11 protein-coding genes and 1 pseudogene are annotated in these 14,376 nt (G+C 73.1%); 9 read left to right on the forward strand and 3 right to left on the reverse strand.

All coding sequences use genetic code 11. From position 1 onward, the window contains the following. Positions 1 to 10 precede the first annotated feature (10 nt). The 4 genes from IH25_RS0129320 (at position 11) to IH25_RS0129335 (ending at position 4,464) form a co-directional block, all read left to right on the forward strand. The gene (locus IH25_RS0129320; RefSeq protein ID WP_030617210.1) at positions 11 to 1,609 is read left to right on the forward strand and encodes a GMC oxidoreductase; all 1,599 of its coding nucleotides are present in this window, start codon (positions 11 to 13) and stop codon (positions 1,607 to 1,609) included. Positions 1,610 to 1,909: 300 nt separating this feature from the next. Then, complete coding sequence (locus tag IH25_RS37915) at positions 1,910 to 2,305, forward strand: SDR family oxidoreductase (RefSeq protein WP_245172910.1); 396 nt, start codon at positions 1,910 to 1,912, stop codon at positions 2,303 to 2,305. Between the two features lie 161 nt (positions 2,306 to 2,466). Then, on the forward strand, positions 2,467 to 3,381 hold the full coding sequence (locus IH25_RS0129330) for an MBL fold metallo-hydrolase (protein WP_030617212.1): 915 nt from the start codon (positions 2,467 to 2,469) through the stop codon (positions 3,379 to 3,381). Between the two features lie 186 nt (positions 3,382 to 3,567). Next, positions 3,568 to 4,464: an RNA polymerase sigma-70 factor gene (locus tag IH25_RS0129335; protein ID WP_030617214.1), complete on the forward strand. Its 897-nt coding sequence runs from the start codon at positions 3,568 to 3,570 to the stop codon at positions 4,462 to 4,464. 465 nt (positions 4,465 to 4,929) lie between these two features. On the opposite strand, the pseudogene IH25_RS37920 reads toward IH25_RS0129335, so the two are convergent. Beyond that, positions 4,930 to 5,339: pseudogene (locus tag IH25_RS37920) on the reverse strand (DeoR family transcriptional regulator); the annotation flags it as partial. 312 nt (positions 5,340 to 5,651) lie between these two features. Between IH25_RS37920 and IH25_RS0129350 the strand changes: the two are divergent. Beyond that, positions 5,652 to 6,791, forward strand: a complete 1,140-nt coding sequence (locus tag IH25_RS0129350) for a serine hydrolase domain-containing protein (protein WP_245172911.1) — start codon at positions 5,652 to 5,654, stop codon at positions 6,789 to 6,791. Between the two features lie 41 nt (positions 6,792 to 6,832). On the opposite strand, the gene IH25_RS0129355 is transcribed toward IH25_RS0129350, so the two are convergent. Then, a complete protein-coding gene (locus IH25_RS0129355) occupies positions 6,833 to 8,332 on the reverse strand; it encodes an IucA/IucC family protein (protein ID WP_030617221.1) in 1,500 nt (499 codons plus the stop codon). Between the two features lie 139 nt (positions 8,333 to 8,471). On the opposite strand from IH25_RS0129355, the gene IH25_RS0129360 reads away from it, so the two are divergent. The 3 genes from IH25_RS0129360 (at position 8,472) to IH25_RS0129370 (ending at position 12,294) form a co-directional block, all read left to right on the forward strand. Then, a complete protein-coding gene (locus IH25_RS0129360) occupies positions 8,472 to 10,004 on the forward strand; it encodes an IucA/IucC family protein (protein WP_030617224.1) in 1,533 nt (510 codons plus the stop codon). 230 nt (positions 10,005 to 10,234) lie between these two features. Beyond that, positions 10,235 to 11,497 (forward strand): VWA domain-containing protein, encoded by a 1,263-nt coding sequence (locus tag IH25_RS0129365; RefSeq protein ID WP_030617228.1) that lies wholly within the window; start codon positions 10,235 to 10,237, stop codon positions 11,495 to 11,497. After that, positions 11,497 to 12,294 (forward strand): hypothetical protein, encoded by a 798-nt coding sequence (locus tag IH25_RS0129370; RefSeq protein WP_030617231.1) that lies wholly within the window; start codon positions 11,497 to 11,499, stop codon positions 12,292 to 12,294. The genes IH25_RS0129365 and IH25_RS0129370 overlap by 1 nt, the downstream gene beginning before the upstream one ends. A gap of 82 nt (positions 12,295 to 12,376) precedes the next feature. Here the strand turns inward: IH25_RS0129370 and IH25_RS0129375 are convergent, their stop codons facing one another. After that, a complete protein-coding gene (locus IH25_RS0129375; RefSeq protein WP_030617234.1) occupies positions 12,377 to 13,003 on the reverse strand; it encodes a winged helix-turn-helix transcriptional regulator in 627 nt (208 codons plus the stop codon). A gap of 81 nt (positions 13,004 to 13,084) precedes the next feature. Here IH25_RS0129375 and IH25_RS0129380 point away from each other — a divergent pair, with 81 nt between their 5' ends. Further along, entirely contained in the window at positions 13,085 to 14,293 is a 1,209-nt protein-coding gene (locus IH25_RS0129380; protein ID WP_030617236.1) for a pyridoxal phosphate-dependent aminotransferase, read from the forward strand. Positions 14,294 to 14,376: the final 83 nt, after the last annotated feature.

A 14,376-nucleotide genomic window follows, 5' to 3' on the forward strand; every position in this document is an offset into this window, starting at 1 on the left:
AAGCGGCGGTATGTCCACGGGACGCCGGAGGTTTTTGAAGGGTGCTGCGATTGCCGCGCTGGCCGGTGCGGCCGGCCCGGGGCCGGTGGCCGTGGCGGCCGGGAGACGGCTGGGGCACATAGCGGAGGAGCGCCGGCGGGCCGTGGTGGTCGGTACCGGTTTCGGAGGCGCGATCACCGCGCTACGGCTGGCCCGTGCGGGCGTGGACGTACTGCTCCTCGAACGCGGCATCCGCTGGCCCGTCAGGCCGGGCGCCGACGTGTTCCCTCGCATGTTCCACCAGGACCGGCGTGCATCCTGGCTCACCCCGGGGCCCGTCTTCACCGGTTCCCCGCCGGCCGTGTGGCGGCCGTACACCGGTGTCATGGAACGGGTGCGGGGAATCGGCATGGACGTGATGTGCGGTGCCGGAGTCGGCGGCGGCTCACTCGTCTATCACGGCATGACCATTCAGCCGACCGAGGCCGCGTTCACGGCGTGCATGCCGGCGGCCCTGGACTACGCGGTCTTCGACGCCGACTACTACCGGCGGGTGGCAGCGGTCCTGCGTCCCGCGCCGATCCCCGACGACGTGCTGGCCCATAAGCGGTACCGGGCCGCCCGCCAGTTCACCAGGAAGGTGAAGGCCGCCGGATTCGCCCCGTACCGCGTGCCGCTCCCCCTCGACTGGGAGTGGGTACGCCGTGAACTGCGCGGCGGACTACCGCCCTCCTACTCCACCGGGGACGTCATTCTCGGCGCGAACAACGGAGGCAAGCGCACCGTCGACGTCACCTATGTCGCGGCCGCCGAGGCGACCGGCCGGGTCGAGACCGCGCCGCTGCACGTCGTACGGGACATCTCACGGGACGCGCGGGGCCGTTGGGTGGCGCACACCGACAGGATCGCCACCGACGGACGCGTCCTGGAGAGGAAGCGGATCGTGACCGACGCGCTCTTCCTCGCGGCCGGGTCCGCCGGCACGAGCCGGCTCCTCGTCAAGGCCAGAGCGAAGAACCTGGTACCGGGCCTGCCGGACGCCGTCGGCAGCCACTGGGGCAACAACGGCGACCGCATCTTCTCCTGGACGCCGCTCGGTGACTCCCCCGGTCCCCTCCAGGGAGGACCGGCCTGCGTGGGACTGCGTGACAACAGCACACCGGACGATCCGCTGACCCTGATCCACGGGCCGGTCCCGTTCCCCGTCGACCTGGGTACCACCAGCCTCATCGGTTTCGGTCTGGTCGAGCCCCGAGGGCGATTCGTCCACGATCCCCTCCGGGACGACGCGGTACTGCACTGGAGTCAGACCTACGACGCCGCCCTCACCCGGCGGATCGCCGCCCGGCTACGCCGGATCGTCGGCGGAAGTCTTGCCGAGGACCTGCGCAACCCCATGCTGGACACGACCCTCTTCGACACCACGACCTACCACCCCCTGGGCGGAGCCACCATCGGCACGGTGTGCGATGCCTACGGCAGGGTCCTCGGCCAGCGCGGTCTCTACGTCAATGACGGCGCCCTCATCCCGGGCTCGACCGGAGCCGCCAACCCCTCCATGACCATCGCCGCACTGGCCGAACGCAACATGGACGAGATCGTGAGGCGGGACGTCGGGACCGTCTTCTGACCGAGCGGGAGGCGCGCCGCTCGGTGACGTGACGCGAAGCCGACAGGGCGGCACCGGAGTCGCCGAGCAGGTGCGGCGTACGGGCCTGCGGCGGCGGCCCAGTCGCTCGCCTTCACCGAGCCCGGCGGTCAGGCGCCCGGTCGCTCACGGCGCTGGGCGGGTCACGCCCGCAACCCGTCCAGCGCCGTGTCGATCGCTGCCAGGGCCGCCGTCCGGTCGAGGCCCGCCCGCGATACGAGGGAGAGGCCCTGGACGATGTAGAGCAACAACTGGGTTTGGGCCTCCGGGGTGGAGGTGTCCGTGATCTCTCCGCTGCCGCTCTTCTCCCGGCAGTCCTCGGTCATCCTGGTCGGCTCGGTCTCCGCGTACATCGGACACGAGAACGCCACGGTGTACGGCGCGTCCAAGGCGGGTCTGCTCTCCTACACCCGCGGCCTGACCCATGAGCTGAAGGACCGGGGCATCGGCGTCAACGGACTGAGCCCGGGCCCGACGATCACCAACGCGTTCGCACACCTCGGTGCCGAGCGCCAAGCCGCCCTCCACGAGGAACTCCGGCAGACCGTGCCTCTCCACCGCCTGGGCAGCGCCACCGAGTTGGCGAAGGCGGCGGTCTACCTCGCCTCGGACGAATCCGCCTGCACCGCGGGGACCGTGCTGCGCGTCGACGGGGGGATCGGACAGCTCGCGTACTGAACCGGGGGCCGGAGCATGGCGAGCGTGGACTCCACCGTCCTGACCCGGTCGCCGAGCGCGGTTGTCACAAAGCGGCCCGCCGTCCGGTCGTACGGGATGACCGGACGGTGTGCCCATCGCGCCGTCGACGTCTTCGGTCACCGCTTCACGAGGAGGACGACATGAGCCGGGTCGACACCGTACGCACCGATGCGCCGAGGACCGAGGAATCGGTTCCGTCGCGCTACGCGCTGAAGGTCGGTGACATCGACGTGACGCTGATCAGCGACGGGGTGCTGCCGATTCCCCCCGCGACGCTGGCCACCAACGCCGCCACGGCCGAGCTGTCGGCCTGGCTCAGCGACATGTTCCTGTCCCCGGAGCTGATCGACTGGCCGTTGAACGTGGCCGTGGTGCGCAGCGGTGGCCGGACCGTCCTCGTCGATTCCGGGCTGGGGACGGAGTTCCCGGGGTTCCCGCGGGCCGGACAGCTGGCCATGCGTCTGGACGCCGCCGGGATCGATCCCGCGTCCGTGACCGACGTGGTGCTCACCCACTTGCACATGGACCACATCGGCGGGCTGCTCGTCGACGGTCTGAGGGGCCGGCTGCGCCCGGACCTGCGGGTCCATCTGGCGTCCGCCGAGGCGGAGTTCTGGGCGGCGCCCGACTTCTCCCGCACCGACATGCCGGCCCCGGTGCCGGACGTGCTCCGGACGACCGCCGCACGCTTCCTGGACGTGTACCGCGGCCAATTGCGGCCGTTCGAGAAGGAGTGCGAGGTGGCGCCGGGCGTGAGGATCCACCGCACCGGCGGTCACACCCCCGGCCACAGCATCGTCCGCCTGGAGTCCGGCGGCGACCGGCTGACGTTCGCGGGTGATGCCGTGTTCCAGTGCGGGTTCGACAAACCCGAGTGGCACAACGGCTTCGACCACGACCCCGAGGAATCGGCCCGCGTCCGGATCCGCCTCCTGAAGGAGCTGGCGGCGAGCGGCGAGCAACTGGTGGCCACCCACCTGTCGTTCCCCTCCGTCTGCCACGTGGCGGTGGCGGGGAACGCCTTCCGTTTCGTGCCGGCCGTCTGGGACCACTGACCGCGCCTCGGGCGGGCCGGCGCGTGCGTGGCCGGCCCTGATCCGCGGCCCCGGCCGCCGGGCAGGCAGGGGGGACGGCGCCATTCCCCCCCTGCTTTCCGCCTTCCGCGGTCGTACGGCCATCCACCCCGAGTCCGTGCACAGCCGCTTGTAGCATGGGGCGCCCGAAGCCAGAAGGGATGACCCATGCGCGCTGGCGGCCCGCCCGGCACCCTCGACCAGGCCACGAAGGACTTCCTCTCGGCGCGGCCGCAGCTCTTCGGCATCGCGTACCGCGTGCTGGGCAGTGCGGTGGAGGCCGAGGACGTCCTGCAGGAGACCTGGGTGCGGTGGCAGAACACCGACCGTGCGAAGGTCCGCGAACCGGCGGCCTTCCTGACCACGGTCGCCACCAGGCTGGCGATCAACCTGGCCCAGTCCGCGCGGGTACGCCGGGAGTCCTACGTCGGGCCCTGGCTTCCCGAGCCCGTCGACACCACGCAGGATCCGCAGCTGGGCGCGGAGCGGGCCGAGGCCCTGGAGATGGCGGTTCTGCTGCTGCTGGAAAAGCTGAATCCCGTCGAGCGCACCGCCTACGTGCTCCGGGAGGCGTTCGACTACCCCTACGCGCGGGTCGCCGAGATCCTGGAGACCACCGAGGCCAACGCCCGGCAACTGGTGAGCCGTGGCCGCAGGCACCTGGCCGCCGAGCGCAAGGAGACCGTCAGCCCCGCGGCCCACCGGCGGCTGCTGGAGGTCTTCCTCTCCGCGGCGCGGACGGGCGACCTCTCGGTACTGGAGGACGTGCTCACCGCCGACGTCGTCAGCTACTCGGACGGTAACGGAATCCGCGGTGCGTCCAGGATCCCGGTCATCGGACGGCCGCACGTCTCGCGGTACCTCGTGGCCTTCGCCCCGCGCTTCTGGCCGCAGGCGGAGACCCGATGGGTCGAGGCGAACGGCCGGTCGGCCGTGCTGGTCGCGTCCGGCGAGCAGGCGGTCGCCCTGCTGACCGCCGACATCTCCACGGACGGCATCGACCGGCTCATGTGGGTGATGAACCCGGCCAAGCTGGCGCCGTACGTGGCCTCGCTGAGCGACTGATCCGCTGTCGGGTGTCTTGGGCCGGCACGGACAGGGTGGCATCACCGCGGGTCCGCGTCCGTGACCGGCCGGCTGGACGAGTCCACCGCGCGGGACATCGCCGCGCGGTGTGAGCCGTGGGGGGCAGAATCGCCCTGCCGGCCCCGACCGGCCGTCGCGGATGCCGCCGAACCCGAGGGAGTGCTGATCGATGTGGTCCAGCGTCGTGGCCGTGCTCGGCACCCTGGCCGGTGCCGCCCTGGCCCGCGTGGCGGACGGCGGTGGACCTGCACGACATAGTCCTGGGCCCGGTGACCGGCGGCCGGTTCGCGCCCGAGGTGGAGCCGGCGTTGGAGGCGGCCCGGGACCGGTGCCGCGACGCCCACACCGCCCTCCGCAGGGCCGGATCCGCGTACATACACGCTCGTTGAGGAAGTACGACTGTCGCGCCCCTGGATGACCCGGCGTCGCAGGACCGGCCGCCTCGTCGACGCCGTTCGCCATGAGCCGCTCGACCACCGGGTCCCGCGGGACCGCGTCCGTGATCAGTCCGCCGACCTGGAAGCGGTGCCGGTCTTCTCGGCGGAGCCGAGGACGCAGATGTCCGCGGCCCGTGCCACGAGGGCACGTTCCCTCGCGGCGTCCTCGGCGTCGCCGGTGGTCGGTCCCGCCTCGGGGCGCACGCCGGTGACGCCGAGGAGGAAGAAACCGGCGGAGACGTTCCGCGCGGCGGCGATCGTCGGGCTGTGGGTGATCACGGTGCAGGCCAGGTCCTTCGGCAGCGCGTGGCCGACGGCCAGGGCGGTGGTGCCTCCGCCGAGGATCACCACGCCGCCGGGCCGCACCTGCCCGACGGCCATTGAGGCGACCTCGCGGTTGCCGTCCGGAGCCCCGGCCGCACAGCAGCCCCGGACGGCATCGCCGTCCGCCGAGCATGCCGAGGGACAGCAGGCAGTCGCTCGACGAAGGTGACCGAGGAGGAAACCGGCCGGCGCACCGGGGGACAGCCCTACCCGCAAGCGGGTGGCTGGCGGTATCCCGGGCCCGTACCTCGACCGAAAATACTGGGCCCGGTTCAGTCGTCACCCACCGACCGGGAGTCTTCCGTGTACGAGCAGACGTGTGCAGCAGGCGGGGCAGGTGCGTCCGAGCGGCGTGGCCGCAGGCACGGTGGGCGAGGGCTGCGGGTCGCTGCCGTGGGGGCGCTCGTGACAGCGGCGATCACCGCGGGTCTCGCCCTGCCGGCGTCGGCCGCCGGCACCGAGGAGGCGTCGGGCGGGCGCGGCCGACACGGGGCCACCCAGGCGGCGTTGGACTCGGTGGTGCGGGAAGGGCCGCCCGGGGGCATCGCCCTCGCCGAGCTGGGGCGCACCGCCTGGGCGGGGCGTGCCGGCACCGCGGATCTGGCGACCGGCCGGAAGCCGCGCACCGACGACCGCTTCCGGATCGGCTCGATCACCAAGACGTTCGTGGCCACGGTGATGCTCCAGCTGGAGGCCGAGGGAGAACTGAGCCTGGACGACACCGTGGACGACTGGCTGCCGGGTCTGGTGGCGGGAAACGGCCACGACGGCAGCAAGATCACGCTCTTGCGGCTCCTCAACCACACCAGCGGCATCTACAGCTACACCGACGACGAGACCTTCAAGAGGAAGGAGTTCGGCACCGACTTCCTCCAGCACCGCTACGAGACCTGGACCCCCCGGCAGATCGTCCGGCTCGCCATGTCACACCGGCCCGTCTTCGCCCCCGGTGACGGCTGGAGCTACTCCGACACCAACTACGTCATCGCCTCCATGGTGATCCAGAAGGCCACCGGCCACACCTACGCCCACGAGATCGAGCACCGTGTCCTGCGCCCCCTGCGCCTGGACTCCACCAGTGTGCCGGGTACCAGCGCCCGCCTTCCCGGGCCGAGCGGGCGGGCCTACTCGAAGCTGACCGGCGAACTCGCCGGACCCGGCGCGCCGGGCAGCGCCACCTACGACGTCACCGAACTCAACCCCTCCTTCGCCGGCGCCGCCGGAGAGATGATCTCCGACAGCCGCGACCTCAACCGGTTCTACCGGGCCCTGTTCTCCGGCCGGCTCCTTCACAGGCCGCAGCTGGAGAAGATGATGACGACCGTGCCGATCGAGGGCGTGCCCGACTTCTCCTACGGTCTGGGGCTGATGAAGATGACGCTGTCGTGCGGCACCGAGGTGTGGGGGCACAACGGCGGCATCCAGGGCTCCATCTCGGAGACCATGACGACGGCGGACGGTGGTCACGTGCTGTCGCTGAACTTCAACGGCGACTGGAACGTCCACGAACAGCGGGTCGTCGACGCCGAGTTCTGCGGCTCGTGAGGGACCGTCCCGACGGACACCGAACCCGCCGCCGGAGCCGTTCAGTCGACCAGCAATGGGTTGGGCAGCGGTAGGTAGCGGGCGTCCGCGCCGTCCGCCGCCGTCCAGCGCAGCAGGAGGTTGGTCTTGCCGGGCAGGGTCGGCGCGGTGAGCAGCGCGGGGATCTCGGGCAGGTCGTGCCGGGCGAGTTCGCGGCGGACTGCGGGCCACGGGTCGTAACCGGGACGGTGGTCGGCGAGGGCGCCCGCGATCTCGGTGAGGTGGTTGACGACCAGGCAGTACACCAGCCGTTCCCAGCCGGCCGCCCGGCTCACGTCCGGCAGCAGTTTGGCGCCCTCGGCGTCCCGGAACAGGGCCTGCACGGGTGTGCCGGCCGCGTCCACGGCGACCAGGGTGTTCTGCAGGTGGGCCTCCAGGACCACCCCGTGGGTGCCGAACGCGGTCAGGGCGGGCGGCACGACCTGCCGCAGATACGCCTCCCACCAGCCGGCCGGGTCGTCCGTGGCGGCCAGCGGGCTGCCCTCGAAGCCCTCGGCGAGGCCCGCCGCGAGCAACGGGGTCGCGCCCGGCAGGAGGTGGCCGCGCAGCCCGTCGCGGACCAGGACGGCCAGTTCCTCGAAGGCGAAGGCGGCGGTGCGGTAGCCGCGGTCGCTCAGCCAGGCCGCGGGCGGGCCCATCGCCGCGAAGGCACGCCCGGCGGCGGTGTCGGTACGGCGCAGCCGGCGCAGGTCGTGGCGCCACAGCCGGCGGATGTCGTTGGTGATGCGTACGTCCAGGCTGAACTTCAGGAACAGGTCGCGGCGGGGCTCGTACACCGTGCGGACGGCGGCCGTCGGCCAGACCGGGAACGCGGTGGTGCCGAGCCGCAGCAGCCGGCCGTCGGCGAAGGCGGGGGCGAGCTCGCGGGCGGCCAGGTCGAGCTGCCAGGGGTGGGCGGGCAGCAGCCGGTAGCCGGGCGGGGCGGTGCCGAGGGCGTCCAGGGCGCCGGTGTCGCCCTCCTCCGCCACCTGGTCCTCGCGGACGCCGAGCAGTGCCAGCGGGAAACGGGCGTGTGCCTCGGGGGCGTACGGCAGCCAGGACACGACCGGGCCGCCGCCGCGCGCCTTGGGGGCCGGGTGGTAGGGGTGACCGGTGAGCAGGGACTGCTCGGAGCGCAGATACGGGTCCCCGGGGGGCGTGGCCCGGGCTCGGGCGGTGAGCAGGGCGGCGACCGCGTCCCGGCTGTCGATCATCTCGGCGGGCAGGTCGCCGCCGGGCAGCCCGGTGTGCCGGCGCAGCACCTCCGCGACCAGTTTGACCAGTTCCGGATGGCCGATCCGGTGCCAGGCGCCGGCCGTGTACAGCTCGGGGTCGGCGGGCCGGCGCCCGGCGCGCACCCGCAGCAGCCGGCCGCCCGGCAGCCGGTACGCCCGGCGGTCACCGGCGTCCGGGAGCGGCTCGGCCACCTCCCGCAGCAGGCAGTTGAGCAGGGGCGCTGCCGCGTACGCGTCGGCCAGGCGGCCCGCGTCGCCGGTGGGGGGTGTGAGGTCCACGCGTTCCATTCGTCCGTCGTCCAGGGGCCCACAGCCGCCCCCGGCGCACGCGGAGCGCGTCGGGGGCGGCCGGGGACGATCAGTATGGCTGCCGTACCCGGCGGTCCCCGACAATCGTGCCGTGCCCCGCCTATCTCAGGAGCCGACCGTGCACCCTGCTCCCGCCACCGAGTCCGTGATCGCCGAGGAACTGGCCGCCGTCCGGCCCGGACTGCTGCCCGGTTACGCGGCGGAGCTGCCCGGCGCGCGGGCCGCCGTGCTGACCCGGCTGTGGCGGGCGCTGGCGTACGAGCCGCTGCCGTTCGTCACCGGCCGGGAGTCCGGGGCGTACGGGCTCGCGGTGCGCCTGTCCGACGGGCGGCGGCTGCACGGGCCGCACGCCGACCCGTACGCCACCGCCGCGTACGTGACCGCCGTACACCTGGACCGGGAGCGGTACGACGATCCGGCGCGGCTGATGGGTGCGCTCGGGGGGCCGGGCGCGGCCGGGTTCGTGGCGGAGCTGGCGCACAGCGTGGCCTCGCTGGCACTGTCCCGGGCCGGGGCGCGGCGGCGGGGGCGGGAGGAGTGGCCGGAGGGAATTCCCCCGGCCGGGGGACGGGGGCGGGACTGGGAGTGGGAGCGGCGGGGGACCGACGGGCACCCGTTCCACCCGGGCTGCCGGTCCCGGCCCGGTTTCTCGGTGGCGGAGCAGCTGGCGTACGGCCCGGAGCACGCTCCGGTGGTGGAGCTGGGCACGGTACCGGTGCCGGCGGACGACTGCCTGGTGTCCGGGCAATGGCCCGCGGAACTCCGGGACGGCGGGCGGCTGTTGCTGCCGGTGCACCCCTGGCAGGCCGCGCATGTGCTCAAGCGGTCGTACGACGGATGGCGCCCGGCCCGGCCGCTGATGTCACTGCGTACGCTGGCGCTGTCCGGCGGCCCGCATGTGAAGACGGCGCTGAGCGCCCGGCTGACGTCGTCGGTGCGGGACATCTCCGCCTACTCGGTGCGGGCGGCGGCGCCGCTGTCCGCCTTCGCCGAGGAGCTGGTGGCGCGCTCCGGCGGACTGCTGCACCTGACCCGCACGCTCGGGGCGGTCACCGCGCACTCCCCCGACCTGGCCGCGCTGCTGCGTGAGCCGCCGGAGGTGTACGCGGGGCCGGGTGAGCGGGTGGTGCCGGTGGCCGCGCTCACCACCACGTCGCTGCCCGGCCGTCCCGGCTGGTTGGCGGAGCTCGCCCGGCTGGCGCTCACGGTGGGCCTGCGACTGCTGGAGCTGGGCGTGGCGCTGGAGGCCCACGGGCAGAACCTCCTGGTCGTGCTGGCGGCGGACGGCACTCCGCTGCGGCTGGTCTACCGCGATCTGGCCGACATCCGCATCAGCCCCGCCCGGCTGTCCCGGCACGGCGTCACCCCGCCCGCCCTCACGGGCCGCCTGATCACCGACGACCCCACCGCCCTGCGCCGCAAGCTCTTCGGCTCCCTGGTGTCCGGTGCCCTGGCCGGCACGGCAGGCTCCGCCCAGGCCCTGGCCACGGCCCTGGAGGCGGCCCTCCCCGACCTCCCGCCCACGCCGGACCTGCCCGCCCTGCGCGAGGCCCCCCTTCCCGCGAAGGCCCTGACCCTGATGCGCCTGTCCCCCACCGGCACGGGGGACCTCTGGACGGGGCTGCCGCAACCGCGGTCGGTGCCCCGCTGAGCGGGCGTCGGGCCGCCGGCCGGGCCGCCGGTGCGGCCTGCTGCCGGTGCGGCCTGTTGCGGCCGGCCCGGGGCGCCGCCCCGCCGGGTGCCTCCCACGCGACCGCCTCGGGCACGACGACCTGGTACCGGCCGGCCCGGGTTCCGCCCGCTCCCGTCGTCTCGCGCGCCCACCGCCCGCCCCCACCCCGCGTTTTGGAGTCCGGCCTGTCCGATCAATAAGATCCGGCGATGATCAGAAGACAACGGCTGGCGGTGGGGGTCTGCGCTCTGTTCGCCGCCCTGACCGCCGGGATCGCGTTCCCCTCGGGTGCGGTCGCCGACGAGACGGAGCAGACGGCTCCGAAGGTCGAACTCGTGCTGGACGTCAGTGGTTCCATGCGGACCCGGGACATCGACGGCGGCACCCGGATGGCCGCGGCGAAGCAGGCGTTCAACGAGGTGCTGGACGCGACGCCCGAGGAGGTCGAGCTCGGTATCCGTACGCTCGGCGCCAACTACCGCGGCGACGACCGCAAGGAGGGCTGCAAGGACACCGCGCAGCTGTACCCGGTGGGGCCGCTGAACCGGACCGACGCGAAGACGGCCGTGGCCACGCTGTCGCCCACCGGCTGGACCCCGATCGGGCCCGCGCTGCTGAAGGCGGCGGACGATCTGAACGGCGGGAACGGCACCCGCCGTATCGTGCTGATCAGTGACGGCGAGGACACCTGCCAGCCGCTCGACCCGTGCGAGGTGGCCCGGGAGATAGCGGCCAAGGGCATCGGCCTGACCATCGACACCCTCGGCCTGGTGCCCGACGCCAAGACCCGCGCCCAGCTCAGCTGCATCGCGGACGCCACCGGCGGTACCTACACCGACGTCCGGCACAAGGAGGAACTGAGCGACCGGGTCGGCCAGTTGGTGGACCGGGCGGCGGATCCGGTGGTGACCCCGGTCGCCACCGAGGGCGCCGACCGGTGCGAGAAGGCGCCCGCCCTGAAGTCCGGTCTCTACACCGACCGCGAGGAGTTCGGGCAGCAGCGCTGGTACAAGGTGGACGTGGAGCCCGGCCAGGAGCTGCGCGCCTCGGTGAGCGTGGCGGACGACCGGGCAGTGAACCCCCACTACGGGGTGCTGCTGCGGGCGGTGACCGTGCACGGCCGGGAGATCGTGCGCGGTGAGGCCGCGGGCACCGGCCGTACGGATGTCGTCTCCACCGGTCTGCGGTACCCGAAGCAGGACAGCGACGACGACTCGGCGCCCGCGGAGACGGTGTGCCTCCAGGTCACCCAGTCCTTCTCGGCGGCCTCGGGCGTGAAGACCACGCCGGGTCTGCCGCTGGAGCTGACCGTCGACGTGGTGGACGGCCCCTCGGGCCACCGCGACGTGGCCGCCTTCGGGCTCGGCCGTGGCTGGTGGCTGCTCGGCGCCCTGGTGCTGGCCGGCTTCCTCGCGGGTCTGCTGTGGGGCTGGCTGTCGCGCTGGCGGGTCTCGGTCTGGAGGACGAACTGATGCGGATCACACGAGTGCTGGGCGCCGCGCTGCTGGCGCTGGGGCTGGCCGCCGGACCGGCCGCCGCGGACTCCTCGCCCTCGCCGAGCGCCTCGGCCGACGACGACGCGCCCACCCAGGCGGGCACCTCGTTCCGTACGGCGGCGGAGATCGAGCAGGGCGAGCGGGCCACCGCCTCCGGCTCCACCGGCGACTACCTGTACTGGTCCTTCCCGGCGGACACCGGGCAGCGCCCCACCGTCAAGGCGACGGTGAAGCTCCCGGCCAGGCACGGCGCCGAGACCTGGCAGCTCGACGTGTACGACGGGCTGCGGCGCCGCCAGGCCTGCCAGTACGGTGCCCAGTCGCGCACCGCCGCGCCGGACGCCGGCTCCGTCGAACTGGCCTGTGTGCTGCGTACGGTGCGCGGCTGGTCGGAGCCGTGGGCCAACGACCCGCTGCCGGGCACGTACTACATCCGGCTGACGGTGGTGGACCTCGCCGCCTTTGACCTCGGCCAGCCGGTCGGCGCCGAAGTCCGCGTCGACTCCAAGGACATCGGCGGTGCCGCCGCGGTCGACGGCTCGCTGGGCAAGCCGCTCGTCCCGGGCATCGCCGTCAAGTCCGCGCAGGAGAAGGAGGGTTCGAAGGAGGCCGTGCTGTCCAGCTTCGGCCGCGACGGCTGGTCGTCCGGCTGGTGGTCGGACCGCTGGGTGTGGACCGGGATCGGCGGTGTGCTGGCCGCGCTCGCCGGCATCGGCGGCTACGCGCTGACGCGCGGGTCGGGCCGGCCGTCCCGGGTGCCGCCGGGCGCCTGAGCCGTACGACCCCCGAGATGATGTGAAGGCCCGCCGCCCCGGCGGGCCTTCGCCTTTGTCACAGCCGCCGCCGCACCCCGCGTCACGCCTCGCGCAGTGCCTTGGCGAGGGTGCCCTCCCCGGTCACCGTCACCCGCCCGTCCCGTACCGCGTCCGGCAGGGCCAGCTCGCCGCGGGCGACGGCCTCGCAGGTCGCCGCGTCCATCACCAGGCGGGCGTCGGCCGGGCCGGGGGCGGGTCCGTCACCGTAGACCGGCCCCTCCTCGGCGCCGACGTGAAGGTGGAACTCGCCTTCCTCCAGCTGTACTTCGAGGACGCCTTCGCCCTCCAGCGCGCGCAGCAGCGGGAGGGCGAACCAGTGGGCCCGCACGGCGTCGGTGGGCCTGCGCTCGCCCAGCTCCCGCGCGCCCCAGGTGCCGAGCGCCTGGAGGACCGGCAGCAACTCGCGGCCGCGAGGGGTGAGTTCGTACACGTACGCGGCGCCAGGCGGGGGCAGCCGGCGCCGGGTGGCCAGGCCGTCGCGCTCCATCTCCTTCAGCCGTGAGGCGAGTACGTCCGTGCTCACGCCGGGCAGGTCCGCGTGCAGGTCCGTGTAGCGGCGGGGACCGGCGAGCAGCTCCCGGACGATCAGCAGGGTCCAGCGGTCGCCGACCAGATCGAGGGCACGGGCCGCGGAACAGTACTGGTCGTAGCTTCGGCGAGGTGACATGCGACGCAGTGTAGACGCGTTGTTGGACTTTCCAAGCTCTCACTTGGTAAAACCAAGCAACACAAGTTTCCGGAGGGGCCCATGGAGTTCCGGCAGTCCAACAAGCTCAGCGAGGTGTGCTACGAGATCCGCGGCCCGGTGATCGAGCACGCCAACGCGCTGGAGGAGGCGGGGCACAGCGTGCTGCGCCTGAACACCGGCAACCCCGCGGCCTTCGGCTTCGAGGCGCCGGAGGAGATCCTCCAGGACATGATCCGGATGCTGCCGCGGGCGCACGGCTACACCGACTCCCGGGGCGTCCTCTCCGCCCGCCGCGCGGTCGCCCAGCGCTACCAGACCCTGGGCCTGGAGGTCGACGTGGACGACGTCTTCCTGGGCAACGGCGTCTCGGAACTGGTCTCCATGGCCGTGCAGGCGCTGGTGGAGGACGGCGACGAGATCCTCATCCCCGCGCCGGACTTCCCGCTGTGGACGGCCGCCACCACGCTGGCCGGCGGCAAGGCCGTGCACTACCTGTGCGACGAACAGGCCGACTGGAACCCCGACCTGGCCGACATGGCGGCGAAGATCACCGACCGCACCAAGGCCGTGGTCATCATCAACCCCAACAACCCGACGGGCGCGGTCTATCCGAAGGAGATCGTCGAGGGCATCCTCGATCTCGCCCGCCGGCACGGGCTGATGGTGTTCGCCGACGAGATCTACGACCAGATCCTGTACGACGACGCCGTGCACCACTCGGCCGCCGCGCTCGCCCCCGACCTGGTCGTGCTCACCTTCTGCGGGCTGTCCAAGACCTACCGGGTGGCGGGCTTCCGCTCCGGCTGGCTGGTGGTCACCGGCCCCAAGCAGCACGCCAAGGACTACCTGGAGGGCCTGACCATGCTGGCCTCCATGCGGCTGTGCGCCAACGCGCCCGCGCAGTACGCCATCCAGGCCGCGCTCGGCGGACGCCAGTCCATCCGCGAACTGACCCGGCCCGGCGGCCGGCTGCACGAGCAGCGGACCGTGGCCTGGGAGAAGCTCAACGAGATCCCCGGTGTGTCCTGCGTCAAGCCCAAGGGCGCGCTGTACGCCTTCCCGCGCATCGACCCCAAGGTGCACCCGATCCACGACGACGAGAAGTTCGTCCTGGACCTGCTGCTGCGGGAGAAGATCCAGGTGGTGCAGGGCACCGGCTTCAACTGGCCCGCGCCCGACCACTTCCGCATCCTGACCCTGCCGTACGCGGAGGACCTGGAGGCGGCCATCGGCCGGATCGGCAGGTTCCTCGCCGGGTACCGGCAGTAGCAGCCGGCCGGGGCTTGCGGGTTGGCCCGTTTCGCTCGCTTGTGCGAAGATCACCGCGCATGATCGGGGGACTTCCGCGACGA

Origin of the sequence: Streptomyces achromogenes subsp. achromogenes (assembly GCF_000720835.1) — a bacterium.
Classification (GTDB): domain Bacteria; phylum Actinomycetota; class Actinomycetes; order Streptomycetales; family Streptomycetaceae; genus Streptomyces; species Streptomyces achromogenes.

Coding starts and splice junctions, on each gene's coding strand:
- IH25_RS0129355 (WP_030617221.1), bottom strand. CDS start 8,332: ATGGAACGCGTGGACCTCACACCCCCCACCGGCGACGCGGGCCGCCTG.
- IH25_RS0129320 (WP_030617210.1), top strand. CDS start 11: ATGTCCACGGGACGCCGGAGGTTTTTGAAGGGTGCTGCGATTGCCGCG.
- IH25_RS0129380 (WP_030617236.1), top strand. CDS start 13,085: ATGGAGTTCCGGCAGTCCAACAAGCTCAGCGAGGTGTGCTACGAGATC.
- IH25_RS0129330 (WP_030617212.1), top strand. CDS start 2,467: ATGAGCCGGGTCGACACCGTACGCACCGATGCGCCGAGGACCGAGGAA.
- IH25_RS0129365 (WP_030617228.1), top strand. CDS start 10,235: ATGATCAGAAGACAACGGCTGGCGGTGGGGGTCTGCGCTCTGTTCGCC.
- IH25_RS0129375 (WP_030617234.1), bottom strand. CDS start 13,003: ATGTCACCTCGCCGAAGCTACGACCAGTACTGTTCCGCGGCCCGTGCC.
- IH25_RS0129370 (WP_030617231.1), top strand. CDS start 11,497: ATGCGGATCACACGAGTGCTGGGCGCCGCGCTGCTGGCGCTGGGGCTG.
- IH25_RS0129335 (WP_030617214.1), top strand. CDS start 3,568: ATGCGCGCTGGCGGCCCGCCCGGCACCCTCGACCAGGCCACGAAGGAC.